15 protein-coding genes are annotated in these 19,468 nt (G+C 73.2%); 9 read left to right on the top strand and 6 right to left on the bottom strand.

All coding sequences use genetic code 11. The features are described 5' to 3' along the window. On the bottom strand, positions 1–2,384 hold a 2,384-nt coding region (locus GL263_RS05835; protein WP_323379264.1), incomplete at its 3' end, for a sensor histidine kinase. A 409-nt stretch (positions 2,385–2,793) separates the two neighbouring features. Here GL263_RS05835 and GL263_RS05840 point away from each other — a divergent pair. After that, positions 2,794–3,621, top strand: coding sequence for a protein phosphatase 2C domain-containing protein (locus GL263_RS05840; protein ID WP_182854496.1), 828 nt, complete (start codon positions 2,794–2,796; stop codon positions 3,619–3,621). A gap of 39 nt (positions 3,622–3,660) precedes the next feature. Here GL263_RS05840 and GL263_RS05845 read toward each other — a convergent pair whose 3' ends face one another. Continuing rightward, on the bottom strand, positions 3,661–4,215 hold the full coding sequence (locus GL263_RS05845; protein WP_182854497.1) for a MarR family winged helix-turn-helix transcriptional regulator: 555 nt from the start codon (positions 4,213–4,215) through the stop codon (positions 3,661–3,663). A 216-nt stretch (positions 4,216–4,431) separates the two neighbouring features. On the opposite strand from GL263_RS05845, the gene GL263_RS05850 reads away from it, so the two are divergent. Beyond that, entirely contained in the window at positions 4,432–4,770 is a 339-nt protein-coding gene (locus GL263_RS05850; RefSeq protein WP_438947920.1) for a DUF6980 family protein, read from the top strand. Between the two features lie 9 nt (positions 4,771–4,779). On the opposite strand, the gene GL263_RS05855 is transcribed toward GL263_RS05850, so the two are convergent. Then, positions 4,780–5,571, bottom strand: a complete 792-nt coding sequence (locus GL263_RS05855; RefSeq protein ID WP_228456147.1) for a rhomboid-like protein — start codon at positions 5,569–5,571, stop codon at positions 4,780–4,782. Between the two features lie 227 nt (positions 5,572–5,798). Between GL263_RS05855 and GL263_RS05860 the strand changes: the two genes are divergently transcribed. From GL263_RS05860 to GL263_RS05890, 7 genes are all read left to right on the top strand, one after another. Beyond that, positions 5,799–6,554, top strand: a complete 756-nt coding sequence (locus GL263_RS05860; RefSeq protein ID WP_228456148.1) for a spermidine synthase family protein — start codon at positions 5,799–5,801, stop codon at positions 6,552–6,554. Positions 6,555–6,620: 66 nt separating this feature from the next. Continuing rightward, positions 6,621–7,382, top strand: coding sequence for a response regulator transcription factor (locus tag GL263_RS05865; RefSeq protein ID WP_182854499.1), 762 nt, complete (start codon positions 6,621–6,623; stop codon positions 7,380–7,382). An 88-nt stretch (positions 7,383–7,470) separates the two neighbouring features. After that, on the top strand, positions 7,471–8,532 hold the full coding sequence (locus tag GL263_RS05870; protein WP_323379265.1) for a sensor histidine kinase: 1,062 nt from the start codon (positions 7,471–7,473) through the stop codon (positions 8,530–8,532). A 284-nt stretch (positions 8,533–8,816) separates the two neighbouring features. After that, positions 8,817–12,680, top strand: coding sequence for a multifunctional oxoglutarate decarboxylase/oxoglutarate dehydrogenase thiamine pyrophosphate-binding subunit/dihydrolipoyllysine-residue succinyltransferase subunit (locus tag GL263_RS05875; protein WP_182854500.1), 3,864 nt, complete (start codon positions 8,817–8,819; stop codon positions 12,678–12,680). Between the two features lie 131 nt (positions 12,681–12,811). Continuing rightward, complete coding sequence (locus GL263_RS05880; protein ID WP_143647253.1) at positions 12,812–12,991, top strand: DUF6104 family protein; 180 nt, start codon at positions 12,812–12,814, stop codon at positions 12,989–12,991. A gap of 138 nt (positions 12,992–13,129) precedes the next feature. Then, positions 13,130–13,990 (top strand): DUF4097 family beta strand repeat-containing protein, encoded by an 861-nt coding sequence (locus tag GL263_RS05885; protein ID WP_228456150.1) that lies wholly within the window; start codon positions 13,130–13,132, stop codon positions 13,988–13,990. A gap of 1 nt (position 13,991) precedes the next feature. Then, the gene (locus GL263_RS05890; RefSeq protein ID WP_182854502.1) at positions 13,992–15,002 is read left to right on the top strand and encodes a PadR family transcriptional regulator; all 1,011 of its coding nucleotides are present in this window, start codon (positions 13,992–13,994) and stop codon (positions 15,000–15,002) included. Positions 15,003–15,063: 61 nt separating this feature from the next. On the opposite strand, the gene GL263_RS05895 is transcribed toward GL263_RS05890, so the two are convergent. The 3 genes from GL263_RS05895 to GL263_RS05905 form a co-directional block, all read right to left on the bottom strand. After that, positions 15,064–15,540, bottom strand: a complete 477-nt coding sequence (locus GL263_RS05895; protein ID WP_182854503.1) for a GNAT family N-acetyltransferase — start codon at positions 15,538–15,540, stop codon at positions 15,064–15,066. A 29-nt stretch (positions 15,541–15,569) separates the two neighbouring features. Beyond that, entirely contained in the window at positions 15,570–18,236 is a 2,667-nt protein-coding gene (locus GL263_RS29030) for a type 1 periplasmic-binding domain-containing protein (RefSeq protein WP_182854504.1), read from the bottom strand. A gap of 142 nt (positions 18,237–18,378) precedes the next feature. Further along, a complete protein-coding gene (locus GL263_RS05905; protein WP_182854506.1) occupies positions 18,379–19,341 on the bottom strand; it encodes a zinc-binding dehydrogenase in 963 nt (320 codons plus the stop codon). Positions 19,342–19,468: the final 127 nt, after the last annotated feature.

Consider the following 19,468-nt stretch of genomic DNA (forward strand, 5'->3'; position numbering starts at 1 on the left):
GCCGCGGACGGGTCGGGGGCGGGCGGCGCTGTTGTCGTCCGCGCGGTGGTCTCCTCGGACGCGGCCGGTGCGATGTCGGCGGTCAGCCGGCGGACCCGCCCGGGCAGCGCGTGGCTGTTCGCCTCGGCGACGGTTCCGGGCAGGGCGGGGGCGGTGCCGCCGCCGGTGGTGGTGCCGACCGGGTGCAGCGGGTCGGGGCGGTCCGGCAGCAGGGTGCGCGGAAGGGTGACGACGGCGGTCACGCCGCCCTGCTTCTGCACCCGCAGTTGGACCCGCATGCCGTGCCGGGCGGCCAGCTTGGCGACGACGTACAGGCCGATGCCGAACGCGCTGTCGCCGTCCTGCGCGGGCGGGTCCTGCCGGTCCGGTTCGCCCAGGCGCGCGTTCAGCTCCTCCAGGCGCTCGGTGGTCATGCCGATGCCGGAGTCGGAGACGGACAGCATCACCTCGCCGTTCTCCAGCAGCCAGCCGGAGAGCTGCACCTCCGCCTCGGGCGGGGAGAACGCGGTGGCGTTCTCCAGCAGTTCGGCGACGAGGTGGCTGACGTCGTCGGCGGCGAAGCCGGCGACCTGGGCGTGCGGCGGGAGCGCGGCCAGTTCGACGCGCTCGTAGCGTTCGATCTCGCTGATCGCGGCGCGCAGCACGTCGAGCAGCGGCACCGGCCCGGGGTGGTGCCCGGCGGGGTGTTCGGCGCCGGCGAGCAGCAGCAGGTTCTCGCCGTGGCGGCGCATGCGGGTGGCGAGGTGGTCGAGCTTGAAGAGGGTGGCCAGGCCCTCGGGTTCGTTCTCGCGTTCCTCCATGGCCTCCAGCTGGGCGAGCTGGCGTTCGGCCAGGTTGAGGTTGCGGAGGGCGAGCTGGACGAACGTGCTGTGGACGGCGCCGTCGAGTTCGCCGAGCCGCTCGGTGAGGGCGGTGACCTCGGCGCGCAGGCTGTCGCGTTCGGCGGCGAGCTTCTTGCGGCCGCCGGCCTGGCGGACCGCGTCCGCCTCGGCCGTCTCGGCGCGTTCGCGAAGCTGGACCGCGGTCTCCCGCAGCTCGTTGAGGGACCGGATGACGTCGGCGTACTCGTCGTCGCGGCCGGTGAAGCGGATGGGTTCCTCGCCGGTGGGGTCGGCGGCGAGGCGGCGGCCGCCGAGGCGTGCGACGGCCAGCGGACGGGTCGTGGACCGGGCCGCGTAGACGCCGGCGCCGACGGCGAGCAGCAGCGCCGCGCCGACGAGGCCGACGCGGATCTGGAGCGCGGTGACGTCGTCGGCACGCAGCTGTTCGAGCCGGGTGACCTCGGCGCCGGCGAGCGAGGACTCGACGCTGCGCATGTGCGTGACGCGGGCGGTGAGGGTGGCGTCGACGCGGTCGGCGTTGAAGCCCTGGGCGTCCGGGCCGAGCCGGCCCTGGGCCGTCATCCGTTCCAGGTACCGCTCGGCGGTGGTGACGTCGCCGCCGGTGACGGTGGTGCGGAGCTTCTCGCGGACGCGTTCCTGCGCGGTCTGTTCGAAGTCGGCGGCGGCCGACAGTTCACGGAACCGGGCGAGTTGGGCGGCGGAGGTGAGTTCGGGCTGTTCGCCGCCGCCGGCGAGGGCGCCGAGCAGCAGGCCGCGGGTGGCGGAGGCCTGTTCGGTGGCGCGGCCGAGGAAGGGCAGCGCGTGGGCGGCGGAGGGGGTGCCGTCGGCGGCGTGCTCGGCGGCGCGCGGCGGGGTGCGGCGGGCGGTCTCGGCGGCGATGTCGCCGAGCGCCTGGATCGCCTCGGTGTAGGCGGTGTGGACGGCGCGGGCGTCCTTCTGTCCGCCGTCGGCGGTCTCGGCGCGCTGCCGGGCGTCGGGCAGCCGGTCGAGCAGGGCCCGGGTGGCGGTGGGCAGTTCGGGGCGCAGCTCGGTGAGCCGGCTGTCGACCTTGGCCTGGAGGCCCTTGGTGTCGGCGAGCGCGGCCGCCGCCTCCTCGTCGGTGGCCCCGTCCGTCCCCGTTCCGTCCTGACCAGTCTCCTGGCCGGTTCCCGGGGCGCCGGGCACGGCGGGCCGGCCGTCGACGGGGTTCTGCGGGAACTCTCCGTCTCCGACGCCGGGCTGGCCGGGGACCGCGGGCTCGGGGAGGGTGTCGCCGGTGGCGCCGCGGGCGGCGACGGCCCTCACCTGGGCGTCGCGTTCGTCGGCCAGCGCGTGCGCGAGGGAGATGGCGCGTTTGCCGGTCTCCGCCCGGGTGACGAGGTCATGGGACTCGGACAGGTCGGCCGACGCGGCGAGGATGACCGGTGTGCCGGCGGCGCCCACCGCGGCGGCGCACAGGACCACCGAGGCGAGGAGCCGGTTGCGCACCCTGGCGCGCTTCCGGTTGTCGCCGGAGGTGGCGTCCTGCTGCTGACTGCTGTTGCGGAGTCGCTTCGTCCCCACCCGTGCTCGCATTCTCGCTACCGCGGGCTGGCGGGTGCCAGCCGGCGAACGTCCTCTGTGCGGCATGAGTCCGCTCCGCCCCACCGACGGCGTCTGACCCTTTCAAGCGCCGTCGTGGGTTGGCTTGGCTTCCTCTGCCGGGCCACCTGAAGGAGTGAACATCACTTTCGAGTGAGTGAACAAGCTGGGGGTGGTGAACCGTTGTCGGAGCGTGAGACGGAGGGGTTGGCCACCCGGTGTGCGCCATGGCAGGATGCGCGCCCGCACCCGGCACGGAGTGAGCGATTCCGGTGCAGTCCGGGTCGGGACGGTCGACTCGCCGCGAGTCGACCGAGGTGCCGGTGGCCGGATATCGACGCTCCGCCGGGCGGCGTCGGGTAGCTGCCCGGGGGGCGGCAGACTTGGCGCCATGCGCATCGAGCTGGTGACCGAACCGGGCGACCACGCCGTTCCCAACGAGGACTACGCGGCGGTGGGTTCAACCGCCTCCGGGCTGGGTGGAACGCTGGTCGTGCTCGACGGGGTGACACCGCCGGCGGTGGACCACGGCTGCTCACACGGCGTGTCCTGGTACGTGTCACGACTGGGTGGGACGTTGCTGGAACTGTCCGGTTCGCACCCGGAGCTGACACTCACCCAGTGCCTGGCCACGGCCATCTCCCGTACCGCCGACGCGCATTCCCCAATCTGTGACCTTTCTCACCCTCGCACTCCGCAGGCAACCGTCGTGCTGGCGCGCTGGTCGGCGGACCACGACGGGCGGGAGGGGTCGGTGGAGCACCTGGTGCTCTCCGACTCCGTGCTGCTGCTGGAGGATCCGTCGGGGGCGGTGCGCCCGGTGCTCGACCCACGGTTGGACGAGCTGCTGCCGACGGTGCGCGGGCTGCCGCAGGCGGAGCGGGTCCGCCGGATCGAGGCGCTGCGCAACCGTCCGGGCGGTTTCCACACCGCGGCGGCGGAACCGTCGGTGGCCGAGCTGGCCGTCACCGGCAGCACCCCGCGCGGCCGGGTGCGGTCGCTCGCCGCGCTGACGGACGGCGCCACGCGGTGGAGCGAGGTGTTCGGGCTGGGCGACTGGTCGGCGCTGCACGCGGCGCTCCGCAAGGAGGGACCGCGCGCGGTGGTCGCCCGGGTGAGGGCCGAGGAGCGCGCGGCCGCCGCGGGCGGAGGTCGGGCGTACGGCAAGACACACGACGACGCCACGGCCGTGCTGGTGGAGCTGCCCGGCGCGGGCTGAGCAGACCGGGCCGCCGGGCGGGCACGCGGCCGGGCGGGATCAGTCGGCGAGCGGGCCGTGCGCGTTGAACTGGTGGAGCAGCCGGGCGAGTTCCGCGACCTCGCGGCGGTCCCAGGCCGCGAGGGCGCGGACGAAGCGCCCTCTGCGCGCCCGCCGCACACCGGTGAAGCGTTCACGGCCGGTTTCGGTCAGCCGGACGAGCGAGGCGCGGCCGTCGGCCGGGTCCGGCTCCCTGGTGACGAGGCCGAGCACTTCCAGCGAGCGCAGCTGGCGGCTCATCGTGGCCTTGCCGACGCCGAAGTAGCCGGCCAGCTCGGTGGCGCGCTGCGGCCCGGCGTCGTGCAGCCGCAGCAGCAGCCCGTAGGCGGCGGGTTCGAGGTCGGGGTGGACCTCGCGGGCCATCGCGCCGGAGGCCGCGCGGGCCCGTCGGAAGAAGACGGAGAGTTCGCGTTCGAGGTCGAGGAACTCCGGGACCTCGCGGCACTCGGGCGGGCCTTCGGCGCCCGTGCCGTGCGGAGCCGGCCGCTCGGCCGGGTCCGTCCGGTGGTCGTCCGGCCCCGGTGGCGTCCGGCCGTCCGCGCTGCCGTTGTGCACCCGTCCACGCCTCTCCGGGCGGTCGCCGCCCGACGCTGCTCGTCCCGACGGGTGGTGGCCGGTGGCCCCGGGTTCCCGTCACCGCGCGGCCCCGCACGGTCGGTCCAGTATTCCGCAGCCGGGCCGCGGCGTCCGGTCCGCGACGCCCGTGCCGCCGGCCGCCGGAACGGCGGCGGGGACAACCCCGCAGCGCCCGCCGGGGACGCGGGTAGGAAAGTGCGGGCATGCGCCACGCCCGCTCACACGTCCGGACACTGCTGCGCGGCGATGGCCGGTGTGGTGGAGAGCCGCTGCGCGGCCCACCCGGACGGCTGTCCCGACCGGGCCGGGCTCTTCGAACCGCGGTTCGCCGAGAACCTGCTGCCGGTCCCCGACGGCGGCAGCTCCGGTCTCGTGATCGACTTCTGCCCGTGGTGCGGGGCGCGCCCGCCGGAGAGCCGGCGGGACGGCTGGTTCGACGAGCTTGAGCGCCTGGGCCTCGATCCGGACGTGGACGCGCCGCCGGCGGAGTACACCGACGACCGCTGGTGGCGCGGCGGAACGTCCGGGGGCTGAGGGCCGGGCTCAGCGGCGGGTTCGGAGGGAGGCGGCGGCCGATCCGCGGCGCTGGTAGCGCCGGAGCAGCGGCCACAGGGCGATACCGGCCAGGAACGCCAGCAGGTGGCCCCAGTCGACCACCGGGTCGGTGAGCGTCACCAGGTCGGAGACGATCATCGTGCCGACTCCGGCGACCAGCGTCCAGCGCAGCCACACCAGGTGCAGGACGCCGGCGAGCGCGGCGGCGCAGGCCAGCACGCCGTAGTCGATGCCGTACTCGAAGCGGCTGCGGGAGGACTCCGGGAGGTGGCCGAGCGCGACGGCGGCGGCCACCGTGAGCTGGGTGGCGAGCGTGGCGAAGAGATGCCCGGCGAGGAAGACGGCGGCCGTGCGCCAGCCGCCGACGCGGCGCTCCAGCGCGGTCAGTACGAGGACAAAGCCGACGGTGAAGACGGACAGCAGCGCGCCCTTGTAGAACAGGGCGCTGGCGAAGAGGACGAACAGGGGTTCCTGGGCGAGGTTCTCCACGTCCGCGCTGGCGCCGGAGAGCCAGCGGGTGACCTGCGCCGGGTCGCCGAGGTGGATGAACAGGGTGGTGCCCACCAGGACAAGCGTGTACCAGAAGGTGAACGGGGTGCCCTTGGGCGTCGGCAGCAGCCGCAGCGCGTGGACGTGGGGCGGGGGCGCGAGGCCGCCGCCGGCCGGAGCGGGGTCCGCCGCCGGGGTGGCCGACGGCGTCCGGCGTTCCGACTGGGTCGGCAGGGCGGGCCCGGCGTCGGTGCGCGTGTGACCGCGGTCGGTCCGTACCCAGGTGCGCATACCCGGCTCCCTCCGATACGAGGCGGCGGTCACCCGTTACGGTGCGGGCGGCGCCGAGTTCCCAGCCGCGTGTGAAAGTTCGATACCGATTCAATCACGTCGTCGGTCGTCAATGTCAGGGCTGAACGGCCCCGATGTCAACAATCCCGACGACGGGTCCCGACGACGGCGGCGTGAACCGTGGCGGAAGCTCCGGCGTGGACGGCGGTGTGGATCAGGATGTTCCCATGTCGTACTCATCTGGCTCACCGCGCACGACCGGCTCGGCCGGCTCGCCGCGCCGGACCGGCCCGGCCGGGGGCGGGTCGCCCGAGGTGCTGGACCGGCGGACGGGACCGGGCGGCGAGGTGGTGCTGCGCCGCCACGGCGACCTGCTGCAGATCATCGTCAACGGCTGCTTCCTCATGGACACCTCGGACGGGCGTTCCGAGCGCGTGCTGGTCCGGTCGGCGCTGGCCGGGTTGCCGCGCGGGACGGCTCCCGACGCGCCGCGGCTGCTGATCGGCGGCCTCGGTGTCGGTTTCTCCCTCGACGAGGCGGCGTCGCAGCCCCGGTGGGGTTCGATCACGGTGGTCGAGCGGGAGCCGGCGATCCTCGACTGGCACCGGAGAGGGCCGCTCGCGGAAGTCTCCGGCAGGGCGCTGGCCGACCCCAGGACCCGGCTCGTGAAGGCGGACCTGCTCGACTTCCTGCGCGCCCCGGCGCCGGACGCCGACCGCTACGACGCGCTCTGCCTGGACATCGACAACGGCCCCGACTGGACGGTCACCGAGGGCAACGAGGGCCTCTACTCCCCCGCCGGACTGGCCGCCTGCGCGGCCCGGTTGAACCCCGGCGGAGTGCTCGCCGTGTGGTCGGCGCGGCCCTCCCCCGCCTTCGAGGACGCATTGCGGCATTCCGGATACCAGCGGGTTGCGACCGAAGAGATCCCGGTCGTCCGAGGCGTCCCGGACGTGGTGCACCTCGCGGTCCGACCGGCGTAGCCCGGGCCCCCGCGACCCCCTTAGTCTGCTGCCCTGGCATCCCACGTGAAGCACAGGGCGGGCGGTATGGAGCACAGGGACACGGCGCACACCCAGGGCGGGGAGACCGCGGTCACCCCGGGCGCACAGCGCCGGGTTCTGGTCGTCGAGGACGATCCGACGATCGTGGAGGCCATCGCGGCCCGGCTGCGCGCGGAGGGCTTCAGCGTGCAGACGGCGGGCGACGGTCCGGCGGCGGTGGCCGCCGCCGAGAGCTGGCAGCCGGACCTGCTGGTGCTGGACGTCATGCTGCCGGGCTTCGACGGTCTTGAGGTGTGCCGCCGGGTGCAGGCCCAGCGTCCGCTGCCGGTGCTGATGCTGACGGCGAGGGACGACGAGACGGACATGCTCGTCGGACTGGGCGTCGGCGCGGACGACTACATGACCAAGCCGTTCTCGATGCGGGAGCTGGTGGCGCGGGTGCACGTGCTGCTGCGGCGGATGGAGCGCGCGGCGGTCGCCGTGGCCTCGCCGCGCACGGGCACGCTGCGGCTGGGCGAGCTGGAGATCGACCACGCCCAGCGGCGGGTCCGGGTCGGCAGCCGGGACGTGCACCTGACACCGACCGAGTTCGACCTGCTGGTGTGCCTGGCGGGTTCGCCGCGCGCGGTGCTCTCCCGGGAGCAGCTGCTGGCGGAGGTGTGGGACTGGGCGGACGCCTCGGGCACCCGCACGGTCGACAGCCACATCAAGGCGCTGCGCCGGAAGATCGGCGCGGAGCGGATACGCACGGTGCACGGCGTGGGGTACGCGCTGGAGTCGCCGTCGCAGGCCGCCGACGGGCTGTGAGCCGGGCCGGAGGTCCGTCGTGACGGAGGTGGAACCGTCCGGGCCGGCGGCGGGTGAGGCGCCGGAGGGGTCGTCCGCGCGGGAGCGGGTGTCGCTGCGGGCTCGCGCGTGGCAGGCGCTGCGGCCGTTCGACCCGTTCCGGTCGGTGAAGGCGGCGCTGGCCGCGCTGGTGATCCTCTCGGTGGGCATCACCACCTTCCTGATCTTCGTCGCGTTCCACGCGGCGATCGAGCTGCGGGTGATCGCGATCTTCGCGGTGATCGCCTCGCTGCTGCTGACCCAGTTCGTCGGGCACGGGCTGGTCGGCCCGCTGGACGAGCTGACGGTGGCGGCAAGGGCGATGGCCCGGGGCGACTACGCGCGGCGGGTCCGCTTCGACCGCAGGGACGAGCTGGGCGAGCTGGGCACGACGTTCAACAGCATGGCCGCCGACCTGGAGGCGGTGGACCGGCACCGCAAGGAGCTGGTCGCCAACGTCTCCCACGAGCTGCGCACGCCGATCGCCGCGCTGCGGGCCGTGCTGGAGAACGTGGTGGACGGCGTCTCGGACGCCGACCCGGAGACGATGCGCACGGCGCTGCGGCAGACCGAACGGCTGAGCGGTCTGGTCGAGCACCTGCTCGACCTGTCGCGGCTGGACAACGGGGTCGTACCGCTGCACGCCAGGCCGTTCGAGGTCTGGCCGTATCTGTCGAGCGTGCTGAAGGACGCCAACACGGCCAAGGGACCGGCCCACGCCCGTACGGACGTCCACCTGCACCTGGACGTCTCGCCGCCGGAGCTGGTCGGCTACGCCGACATCGAACGACTGCGGCACGTGGTGTCCAACCTCGTCGACAACGCCGTGAAGCACTCCCCGCCGCACGGCCGGGTGACGCTGCGCGCCCGGGGCTCGGAGCAGCCGCAGGGGCTGGTGCTGGAGGTGCAGGACGAGGGGCCCGGCATCCCGGAGTGCGACCGGGACCGGGTGTTCGAGCGGTTCGGCCGGGCGGCCACCGCCCCCCACGGCAAGGACGGCGGGACGGGCCTCGGGCTGGCCATCGCGCGCTGGGCGGTGGATCTGCACGGGGGCGGTATCCGGGTCGCCGAGTCGCCGCGCGGCTGCCGGATGGTCGTCACCCTCCCGGGCCCCGTCCGGGAGGACGACTGACGTAGGGTCGTCGATCGGAAGCAACCGTTCCGCTGCTTCCCGGCGTCTCACTCGTCACCTGGGCGGGGGTAAGGCTCGCGCAAAGATGCGCCCGAGCCTCGGTCGCGTGCACCCTGACGTGCCAAAACTCAATGTGTTTCCCGCCGTCACCGGCGCCGAAACCAATGAATTTGTGTGACGTACGCGACGTGAGGCCGGTGTGGACTGCACCGAACGGCTCGCAAGGCGTAGCCTTGATTCCCGCTGTCCATCACCATGTGAAGCGGAAGAGGGCGGTTGCCGCCGTGTCGTCACAGTCCCCGAAGACCTCGAGCATCTCGACCGACCAGGACGGGCAAGGGAAGACTCCCGACGCCGGTTTCGGTCCCAACGAATGGCTCGTCGACGAGATCTACCAGCAGTACCTCCAGGACCCGAACTCCGTAGACCGGGCCTGGTGGGACTTCTTCGCCGACTACAAGCCGGGGAAGACGACGGGCGACACGCCCGCGCGGCCCGCTGAGACGGCGGCGCAGGCCCCCGCTCAGCCCGCTCCCACCAGCGCCGCGCCGGCGACCCAGCCGCAGCGCGCCGAGCCGGCGAAGGCCGAGCCCGCCGCGCGGCCCGCCGCCGCGCAGCCCCCCGCCCAGCAGGCGAAGGCCCAGGCTGCTCCGGCCCAGGCCGCGGCGCCCGCCAAGCCGGCTCCGGCGAAGGCGGCTCCCGCGAAGGCCGCTCCGGCCAAGGCGGCCCCCGCCAAGGGCGCCGACGACGCGGAGAAGCCCGCCGGCCCCGAGCTGGTGACGCTGCGCGGCCCGAGCGCCGCCGTCGCGAAGAACATGAGCGCGTCGCTGGAGCTGCCGACGGCCACGTCCGTCCGCGCGGTGCCGGTGAAGCTGCTGTTCGACAACCGCATCGTCATCAACAACCACCTCAAGCGCGCCCGCGGCGGCAAGGTCTCCTTCACCCACCTCATCGGCTACGCCATGGTCCAGGCCATGAAGCTGATGCCGTCGATGAACTGGTCCTTCGCCGAGAAGGACGGGAAGCCGACGCTGGTCAAGCCCGAGCACGTGAACCTCGGTCTGGCCATCGACCTGGTGAAGCCGAACGGCGACCGCCAGCTTGTCGTGGCCGCCATCAAGAAGGCCGAGACGCTCACCTTCTTCGAGTTCTGGCAGGCCTACGAGGACATCGTCCGCCGCGCCCGCGCGAACAAGCTGACGATGGACGACTTCACCGGCGTCACCTGCTCGCTGACCAACCCGGGCGGCATCGGCACCGTGCACTCCGTGCCGCGGCTGATGCCGGGCCAGTCCGCGATCATCGGCGTGGGCGCCATGGAGTACCCGGCGGAGTTCCAGGGCACCTCCCAGGACACCCTCAACCGCCTGGGCGTCTCCAAGGTCATGACGCTGACCAGCACCTACGACCACCGGGTCATCCAGGGTGCGCAGTCCGGCGAGTTCCTGCGGGTGATGCACCAGCTGCTGCTCGGCGAGAACAACTTCTACGACGACATCTTCGAGGCCCTGCGGATCCCCTACGAGCCGGTCCGCTGGAACCGGGACATCGACGTCTCCCACGACGACGAGGTCACCAAGGCCGCCCGGGTCTTCGACCTGATCCACTCCTACCGGGTCCGCGGCCACGTCATGGCCGACACCGACCCGCTGGAGTACAAGCAGCGCAAGCACCCCGACCTGGACATCGCCTCGCACGGCCTCACCCTGTGGGACCTGGAGCGGGAGTTCGCGGTCGGCGGCTTCGCCGGCAAGTCCATGCTGAGGCTGCGCGAGATCCTCGGCGTGCTGCGCGACTCGTACTGCCGCACCACCGGCATCGAGTACATGCACATCCAGGACCCCAAGCAGCGCAAGTGGATCCAGGACCGGGTGGAGCGCCCGCACTCCAACCCCGAGCGCGAGGAGCAGCTGCGCATCCTGCGCCGGCTCAACGCGGCCGAGGCGTTCGAGACGTTCCTCCAGACCAAGTACGTCGGCCAGAAGCGGTTCTCGCTGGAGGGCGGCGAGTCGGTCGTGCCGCTGCTGGACGCGATCATCGACTCGGCGGCCGAGTCCCGGCTGGACGAGGCCGTCATCGGCATGGCCCACCGCGGCCGGCTGAACGTCCTGGCGAACATCGTCGGCAAGTCCTACGCGCAGATCTTCCGGGAGTTCGAGGGCAACCTCGACCCGAAGTCGATGCACGGCTCCGGCGACGTGAAGTACCACCTGGGCGCCGAGGGCACCTTCACCGGCCTCAACGGCGAGCAGATCAAGGTCTCGCTCACCGCGAACCCCTCGCACCTGGAGGCCGTCGACCCGGTCGTGGTGGGTGTGGCCCGCGCCAAGCAGGACATCATCGGCAAGGGCGGCACGGACTTCACCGTCCTGCCGATCCAGCTGCACGGTGACGCGGCGTTCGCCGGCCAGGGCGTGGTCGCCGAGACGCTGAACATGTCGCAGCTGCGCGGCTACCGCTGCGGCGGCACCGTGCACATCGTCATCAACAACCAGGTCGGCTTCACGGCGGCGCCCGAGGCGGCCCGCTCGTCGATGTACTGCACCGACGTGGCGCGGATGATCGAGGCCCCGATCTTCCACGTGAACGGCGACGACCCGGAGGCCGTGGTCCGGGTGGCCCGGCTCGCCTTCGAGTTCCGCCAGGCGTTCAACAAGGACGTCGTGATCGACCTGGTCTGCTACCGCAGGCGCGGCCACAACGAGTCGGACAACCCCTCGTTCACCAACCCGCGGATGTACAACCTGATCGACAAGAAGCGCTCGGTGCGCAAGCTGTACACCGAGTCGCTGATCGGTCGCGGCGACATCACCATGGAGGAGGCCGAGCAGGCCCTCCAGGACTTCCAGGGCCAGCTGGAGAAGGTGTTCAGCGAGGTCCGCGAGGCGGCGGTGACGCCGGCCCCGGCGGAGGCCCCGGTGCCGCAGGCGGAGTTCCCGGTCGCGGTCGAGACGGCCGTCAGCCCGGAGGTCGTCAAGCGGATCGCCGAGTCCCAGGTGAACATCCCCGACCGGGTCACCGTGCACCCGCGGCTGCTCCCGCAGCTCCAGCGGCGCGCGGCGATGGTCGAGGACGGCACCATCGACTGGGGCATGGGCGAGACGCTGGCCGTCGGTTCGCTGCTGATGGAGGGCACCCCGGTCCGGCTCGCCGGCCAGGACTCCCGGCGCGGCACCTTCGGCCAGCGGCACGCGGTCCTCATCGACCAGAACACCGGCGAGGACTACACCCCGCTGCTGTACCTCTCCGAGGACCAGGCCCGCTTCAACGTCTACGACTCGCTGCTCAGCGAGTACGCGGCGATGGGCTTCGAGTACGGCTACTCGCTGGCCCGCCCCGAGGCGCTGGTCATGTGGGAGGCGCAGTTCGGCGACTTCGTCAACGGCGCCCAGACGGTGGTGGACGAGTTCATCTCCTCCGCCGAGCAGAAGTGGAACCAGACCTCCGGCGTCACGCTGCTCCTGCCGCACGGCTACGAGGGCCAGGGCCCGGACCACTCCTCGGCCCGGATCGAGCGCTTCCTCCAGCTCTGCGCGCAGAACAGCATGACGGTCGCCATGCCGTCGCTGCCGTCGAACTACTTCCACCTGCTGCGCTGGCAGGTGCACAACCCGCACCACAAGCCGCTGGTCGTCTTCACCCCGAAGTCGATGCTGCGTCTGAAGGCGGCGGCCTCCCGCACGGAGGAGTTCACCACCGGCGGCTTCCGCCCGGTCATCGGCGACGTGCCGGTGGAGTCCGGCGAGGTGGACCCGTCGCAGATCCGCAAGGTCGTGTTCTGCTCCGGCAAGGTCTACTACGACCTGGACGCCGAGCGGCAGAAGCGCGGCGCCAAGGACACCGCGATCATCCGGCTGGAGCGGCTGTACCCGCTGCCGGGCCAGGAGATCCAGGCGGAGATGGCGAAGTACAGCGGCGCCGAGAAGTTCGTCTGGGCCCAGGAGGAGCCGGCGAACCAGGGTGCGTGGCCGTTCATCGCGCTCAACCTGGTCGACCACCTGGACCTGATCATCGGCTCCGAGCCGGTGCCGAACGCCGACCGGCTGCGCCGGGTCTCGCGCCCGTCGTCGTCCTCGCCGGCGGTCGGCTCGGCCAAGCGCCACCAGTCCGAGCAGCAGCAGCTGGTCACCGAGGTCTTCGACCTCTGACCGGCGCCCTCGCCGTACCGGTTGCGCCGTAGGGTGGGCCCGGGCCGAAGATCTTCTTCGGTCCGGGCCCGTCCGCGTTCCGGCGACGGCCCGCCCCCTGACCACCCACCACCCGACAACCGGAGCAGGACGTGTACTTCACCGACCGTGGCATCGAGGAACTGGAGAGCCGGCGCGGCGACGACGAGGTCACCCTCGGCTGGCTCGCCGAGCAGCTGCGGACCTTCGTCGACCTCAACCCCGACTTCGAAGTGCCCGTGGAGCGGCTGGCCACCTGGCTGGCCCGGCTGGACGACGAGGACGACGAGTGAGCCGGCACCGGGGCTGAGGCTGTGACGGTCCTGTCACACGGACGCCGTTGACGGACCCGAGACGCGATGTAACGTGGATGGCATGCCAGACGCGACATGTCGTGTCGCGTCGGTCGAGTCGCAGACAGGAGGCCTGCCGTGCCCGACCGGTCCGAGTGGTCCATCAGCGAACCGCAGAAGCTCAACGTCGACCGTCCCGTGGAGCGCGTGCGGATCGCGGTCGTGGGCGGCCGTGTGAACGTCGTCGGCGGGGAGCGGCCGACCGGGGACGCCCTGCTGGAGGTGACCGCCGTCGAAGGGCCACCGCCCAGGGTGACCTGGGAGGACGGCGCCCTCACCGTGGGCTATGACGACCTTCCCTGGCAGGACTTCCTCAAACTCACCGGCGGCCGGCCCGAGCGCCGGGTGGAGCTGACGCTCGCCGTGCCCGCCACCGCCCGGGTCCGGGTGGAGTCCGTCACCGCGCTCGCCGTGGTCTCCGGCGTCGCCGGCCACACCGAGGTGCGGGGCGTCACCGGCGACACCACACTCGTCGGGCTCGGCGGCCCGGTCCGGGCCGAGACGGTCTCCGGGGCGGTCCAGGCCCAGTCGGTCGCGGGCGACCTCCGCTTCACGTCCGTCTCCGGCGACCTCACCGTCGTCGACGGCCGGAGCGGCGTGGTGCAGGCCGAGACCGTGGGCGGCACCCTCGTCGTCGACGTCGCCGACCACGGCGGGCCGAGCGAGGTGACCCTGCGGTCGGTCTCCGGCGAGATAGCCGTACGCCTCGCCGAGCCCGCCGACGCGGTCGTCGACGCCGGCAGCGCCGGCGGGCCGCTCTCCTGCGACTTCGAGGAGCTGGACGTGGCCGGCCAGTGGGGCACGAAGCGCGTCACCGGCACCCTCGGCGCCGGCCGCGGCCGGCTGCGCGCCACCACCGTCTCCGGCCCGCTCGCCCTGCTCCGCAGGCCCGCGGACGAGGACTCCCCCCGCCCCACCACCCTCGTGAAGGACGCCTGACATGCCTCCAGTCTTCGCTCACGGCCGGCTGCGCCTGTACCTGCTGAAGCTCCTCGACGAGTCGCCCCGCCACGGCTACGAGGTGATCCGCCTCCTGGAGGAGCGCTTCCACGGCCTCTACGCGCCCTCCGCCGGCACCGTCTACCCCAGGCTCGCCAAGCTCGCCGCCGAGGGGTTGGTCAGCCAGACCACCGAGGGCGGCCGCAAGGTGTACTCGATCACCGACGCGGGCCGCGCCGAACTCGACGACCGCCGCGACGAACTCGCCGAGCTGGAGCTGGAGATACACGAGTCGCTGACCGCGCTCGCCGCCGAGATCCACGAGGACGTGCGCGGGTCCGTGCACGACCTGCGGCGGGAGATGGCCGCCGCCGCGCGGAGCAGCCGCACCGAACCGAGCCCGGGCGGTGGCGGCGAGGGCGGCGAGGGGCGTCCCTGGTACGACCAGGAGGCCTGGCGGCGGGCGAAGGACGAGGTCCGCAAGGCCAAACGCCAGTGGCAGGAACAGGCCAAGCGGGCCAGGGACGAGAGCCGGCAGGCCCGGCGCCAGGCCGAGGAGGCCGAGGAGCGGGCCAGGCGCGCCCGCCAGGAGGCCAAGGACGAGGTGCTGCGCGTCGCCCGCAGTGTGCAGGAGCAGGTGCAGGAGCGCGCCAAGGCCGGCGACTGGCAGGGAGCGCTCCGCGAGGGCATGGCCGAACTCGCCGACCAGCTCGGCTCGCTCGGCCGCCCCACCGAGGGTCAGCAGCACGGTGAGGAGGACCGCGGCGGCGAGGCACGCCCGGAGGGCGCCGCCGCCGGTCCGGTGACGATGGCCAAGGAGCCCGAGTGGGCGCGGGAGCCGGCCGGTGACTCCACCGACCCGGTCCGCGACCTGGAGCGGCTGCTGGACCGCTTCCGCGACGACGTCCGGGACGCGGCCCGCGACCACGGTGTCACCCCCGCGCAGCTGCGCGAGATGCGGCGCCACCTCTCGGCGGCCGCGGCCGCCCTCACCTCCGAACTCCACCGCTGAACCGCCCCCGGGCCCGGCGGCACCGGCGTCACCACCGACGCCGGGCCCCGGCTCCGGTCCCCTACAGCTCCTTGACGAACCAGTGGTCGCTGTACGGGCCGGTGGAGAACGGTGCGACCTCGCGGTAGCCGCGCGCGGCGTACAGCGCGCGGGCCTCCACCAGATCGGAGCGGGTGTCCAGCCGGATCACGCGCGCGCCGAGCCGCGCCGCCTCCGCCTCGGCCGCCGCCACCAGCGCCGAGCCGCCGCCGGTGCCGCGCCACGGCGGCCGGACGTGGACACGGGTCAGCTCGGCGGTCTCCGGTCCGGCAAACCGCACCCCGGCGCAGCCGGCCACCTCGCCGCCCCGGCGCCCGAGCAGGAAGACGCCGCCTGGCGGGGCGAGGTCGTCGCTCGGCTCGTCCGCCATGGCGGCGGCCACCTCGTCCTGCCGCGCCGGGCGGCCGTGGTAGCGCCCGACGATGTCCGTGTAGTAGGCGAGCAGGGCGGCCCGCGCCTCCGGCGACCCGACCGGCTCGGGCCGGATGATCCACTCCATGCCGACGATGATCGCACTTGTCGGTCTGCTCAGTCCCGTGGGCAGGGGTAGCCGTCGCCCCACTCGGTGATCTTGATGCGATTGCCGAAGTTGCCGCACTTCAGCGCGATGCGCGGGCCGTCGGACCTGTCGTCGACGACGTAGATCGGCTTGTCCACCGGGACGCGTACCGTGCGCCCGCCCGCGTAGAAGTCCAGCACGCCGGTGGCGCCCTGGATGTTGTTCTTGTTGCCCCGGAGCGTGGAGGCGACCGCCGTCCGGTGGAAGATCGTGCCGCCGGAGTCACGGGCGATGTTCACCGCGTGCGCCAGCACCTTCAGCGCGTCCCAACCCAGGGCGGGATGGCCGTCGTTCAGGATGTCGACCGTGTCGTCCTCGCCGAACTCCGCACGGTACAGGCGCACATAGGTCTCCGCCTCCTTCGTCGGCGCGTCGATGCCCGGCACGGCGTGCGCCATGTGGTGCAGGGTGAGCGCCGGATAGGTGGCGACCGGGTTCTCCTCCCGGATGAGGGAGTTGGTGAGATCGTCCCCGCCGAGCACGGTGACCCGGTCGTGGCACTCCGGGATGTCCGTGAAGTCGTCCAGGAACGCCAGCATCTCCCGGGCCCGGGCCGCCCAGAACACCACCGTCGCCGGCTGCTGCACGATCGCCGCGCACACCTGCCGGGCCAGGTCGTTGAGCGAACCGCCGTCCGGCGCGTGCTCGACGGCTGTGATCCGGTCGCCGATCTGACGCCGGAACTCGTCCCGGAAGCCGGTCGCCAGGTTCAGACTGTAGGGGTCGGCCGGGTCGTAGACGACCACGGCCGCCTCCGCGCGCTCCCGGTCCCCACTCTCGGTCCGCACGAACCTCTGGTGCTTGAGGAACGTCACGGCCGCCTGCGCCTCCCGGCGGTTCGCCGGGGCGATCTGGTAGTACTGCGGACTGATCTCGAGCATCGAGTCCGCGGTGGCCGAGGTGCCGACCATCGGAATACTCGCCGCGCCCAGCTCCCTGATGGCCTCCTTGGTGCCGGGCCGGCTCTGGCCGAGGCCGATCACCCCCACGATGTTCTCCCGGTTGGCGCGTTCGACGACCAGCCGCGCGACCTTCCCTCCCTCGTCGAACCTCGGCCCGGCGTTCGCGAGCAGCAGCCGGATGCCCACCTTCCGCGCGCTGTTCGCCGTCTCCCGCAGCAGTTGCCGCTGCTGGAGCGCGATACCGCGCAACTCCGGCAGCACCCCGCCCTCCACCAGCTCGCTGAACGTGGAGCCGGCGGTGAACGGCTGCATGACCACCACCGTGCGGACCTCGTGCTCGGGGCCGAGCTCGGCGACCTCGCGGTTGGTCTCATGGATGATCTTCAGGAGATCGTCGTACTGCTCGGAGCTGCCGGCGAAGCGGCTGCTCGCGTCGCTCAGACCAAGACAGCCGTGCCTGTCGGCGGCCAGGAACTGGCCGTCCGGGCAGGGCCGGTCCGAGTCGTCGAACATCGGCAGCGGCAGCCCGGCCGTGCCGGCCCCGGCGTACAGCGCGGCGAGCGCCGTGCCGGTCGCCGCCCACTGCACCGCCGCCGCCCTCGCCGGCGGCCGGCGCGGACCCGCCCGGTCCGGAAGCTTCGGATGCTCGCGCAACCAGCGGACGGCGGTCGGCGAGGGCTCCCCCGCCGGCGCGGTCGGCCGCACGGCGCGGCCCACCAGTGGCCCGCCCTCGCCGCGCAGCGCCTCGGCCGCCTCCGAGAGGTCCGCCACCACCTCGTAGCCGAGGGCGGCGCACGTCTCCTCCCCGCCGACCGCGACCACCACCGTGCCGGTGGTGCGGTGCTGCTGCACGGCGGCGACATAGGCCGCCAGGAAACCGCGCACCCGCTGCCCCTCCGCCCGCGCGCGGCGCCCACCGGCGGGCTCGGCGAGCAGCAGGACGTAACGGGTGGTGCGGCGGCGCCGCCACGCCGACAACCAGCGGCGGCCGAACGCCCGGTCCAGGTCGGCGAGCAGCGCCCGCGTCAGCACGGCGTCGACGTGCTCGGGCGTGTGCAGCCGGCCGCCTGCGGTGAGCTGTACGGCCGGCTGGTAGAAGTCCCGCTGGGTGGCGCCCAGCGCCGTCTTCGCCCAGTGCGCGAACCAGCCGCGCATCATCCGCCGGCCGATCAGCCGGCTCGACACCGGCTGCGCCACCACGCTCCACGCCCACAGCGCCAACTGCCCGAACCACGGCAGCACGTCACCCGGCGCGGGCGGCCCCGAGGGCCGGGCGGGATAGCGGGCCCGATGGACCAGGGCGCGTAACGCCGCCGCACGGGCCTCGCCGCCGCTCGGTGTCAGGTGGGCCTCCACGACCGTGCGCATCAGCTCGTAGTCGCGGAAGCGCGGCGTACCGCCGTCCGGCGGGCGGGTGTTGCGCAGCCCCTCGACCAGCTCCTCGTAGAAACGCACCTGTTCGCCGCCGTCACCGGAACGGCCGTCCGGCGGCCAACTGGTCAGCGGGGCCAGCGCGCGGTGCTCGCTGTCCACACAGCGGGCCCGCAGGCCGTCTAACAGCCGCTCGGCCGGCGACGACCCGCCGGGCACCACACTGTCCTCACGGGCGAGCAGCAGCAGCGCCGCGTGCCGGCGCCGACGCGGCGGCTCGACCACCAGCGCGTCGAACCCGGCCAGCAGACCCTCCACCCCCGCCACCGGCGGGACACCCGGCTCGCTTCCCGGCACACTCACGGCATCACCTCGTCTCCCCCGAGGGCCGGCCCCGCGGGACCGGCCCCACACTGACGCTGCGCGGACCCCAGCCGCCCCACCCGTCGCGCGGGCAGCCAGGGTCCTACCGTCATACCCGAGAGTGCCGTGCCGAACCAGCCCGTTACACGGTCAGCACGATCTTTCCGAACAGATCGCCCGTCGCCATCTTCTCGAAGCCCTCCCGCGCCCGGTCCAGCGGCAGCGTCGAGTCGATGACCGGACGCACACCCTTGGCGACGCAGAAGCTCATCAGCGCGGCCAGCTCCTCCTTGGTGCCCATCGTCGAACCGAGCACCCGCAGCTCCTGGAAGAAGATCCGGTGCAGCTCACCGCTGGACGGCGTGTAGCCGCTGGTGGCGCCCGAGATGGCGATCGTGCCGCCGGGCTTGAGCGACTTCACCGAGTGCGACCAGGTGGCGGCGCCGACCGTCTCCATCACCGCGTCCACCCGGTGCGGCAGCCGCGCGCCGCTCTCCAGCGCCAGTTCGGCGCCCAGCTCCTCGGCCCGCCGCCGCTTGGCCTCGTCGCGGCTGGTCGCGAAGACCCGCAGACCCGCCGCCGCGCCCAGCACGATGGCGGCCGTCGCGACCCCACCGCCGGCGCCCTGCACCAACACGCTGTCGCCGGGACGCAGTTCCGCCTTCGTGAACAGCATCCGGTAGGCGGTCAGCCACGCCGTCGGCAGACAGGCCGCCTCCTCGAAGGTCAGCTCCTTCGGCTTCGGCAGCACGTTCCACTGCGGGACGGCGACCCGCTCCGTGAACGTCCCCTGGTACTTCTCCGTGAGGATCGTGCGCGGCTCGTCCGGCCCCACCCCGTGCCCGGTCAGTCCGATGACCGGATAGATCACCACCTCGTTGCCGTCGGCGTCCACTCCGGCGGCGTCGCAGCCGAGGATCATCGGCAGCGACTCCTCGCCGATGCCGACACCTCGCAGCGACCACAGGTCGTGGTGGTTCAGGGAGGCGGCCCGCACGTTGACGGCGGTCCAACCGACCGGCACGTGCGGCTCGGGCCGCTCCCCCAGCTCAAGACCGTTCAGCGGCTTCTCCCGGTCGATCCGGGCGGCGTACGCAGCAAACATGGCCACAAGCTACGCCCCGGTAGCGCCCCACGGAACAGCACCCGCCTGTGACACGCACCGCGCGGGGCGGGGCGACGCCCCGGAGACGACGTAGGGGCGGGGTGGTCACGGTCAAATCCGTGACCAC

Origin of the sequence: Streptomyces durbertensis, from assembly GCF_014156695.1 — a bacterium.
Taxonomy (GTDB): Bacteria; Actinomycetota; Actinomycetes; order Streptomycetales; family Streptomycetaceae; genus Streptomyces; species Streptomyces durbertensis.

Coding starts and splice junctions, on each gene's coding strand:
- GL263_RS05855 (WP_228456147.1), bottom strand. CDS start 5,571: ATGCGCACCTGGGTACGGACCGACCGCGGTCACACGCGCACCGACGCC.
- GL263_RS05840 (WP_182854496.1), top strand. CDS start 2,794: ATGCGCATCGAGCTGGTGACCGAACCGGGCGACCACGCCGTTCCCAAC.
- GL263_RS05860 (WP_228456148.1), top strand. CDS start 5,799: ATGTCGTACTCATCTGGCTCACCGCGCACGACCGGCTCGGCCGGCTCG.
- GL263_RS05905 (WP_182854506.1), bottom strand. CDS start 19,341: ATGTTTGCTGCGTACGCCGCCCGGATCGACCGGGAGAAGCCGCTGAAC.
- GL263_RS05865 (WP_182854499.1), top strand. CDS start 6,621: ATGGAGCACAGGGACACGGCGCACACCCAGGGCGGGGAGACCGCGGTC.
- GL263_RS05895 (WP_182854503.1), bottom strand. CDS start 15,540: ATGGAGTGGATCATCCGGCCCGAGCCGGTCGGGTCGCCGGAGGCGCGG.
- GL263_RS05890 (WP_182854502.1), top strand. CDS start 13,992: ATGCCTCCAGTCTTCGCTCACGGCCGGCTGCGCCTGTACCTGCTGAAG.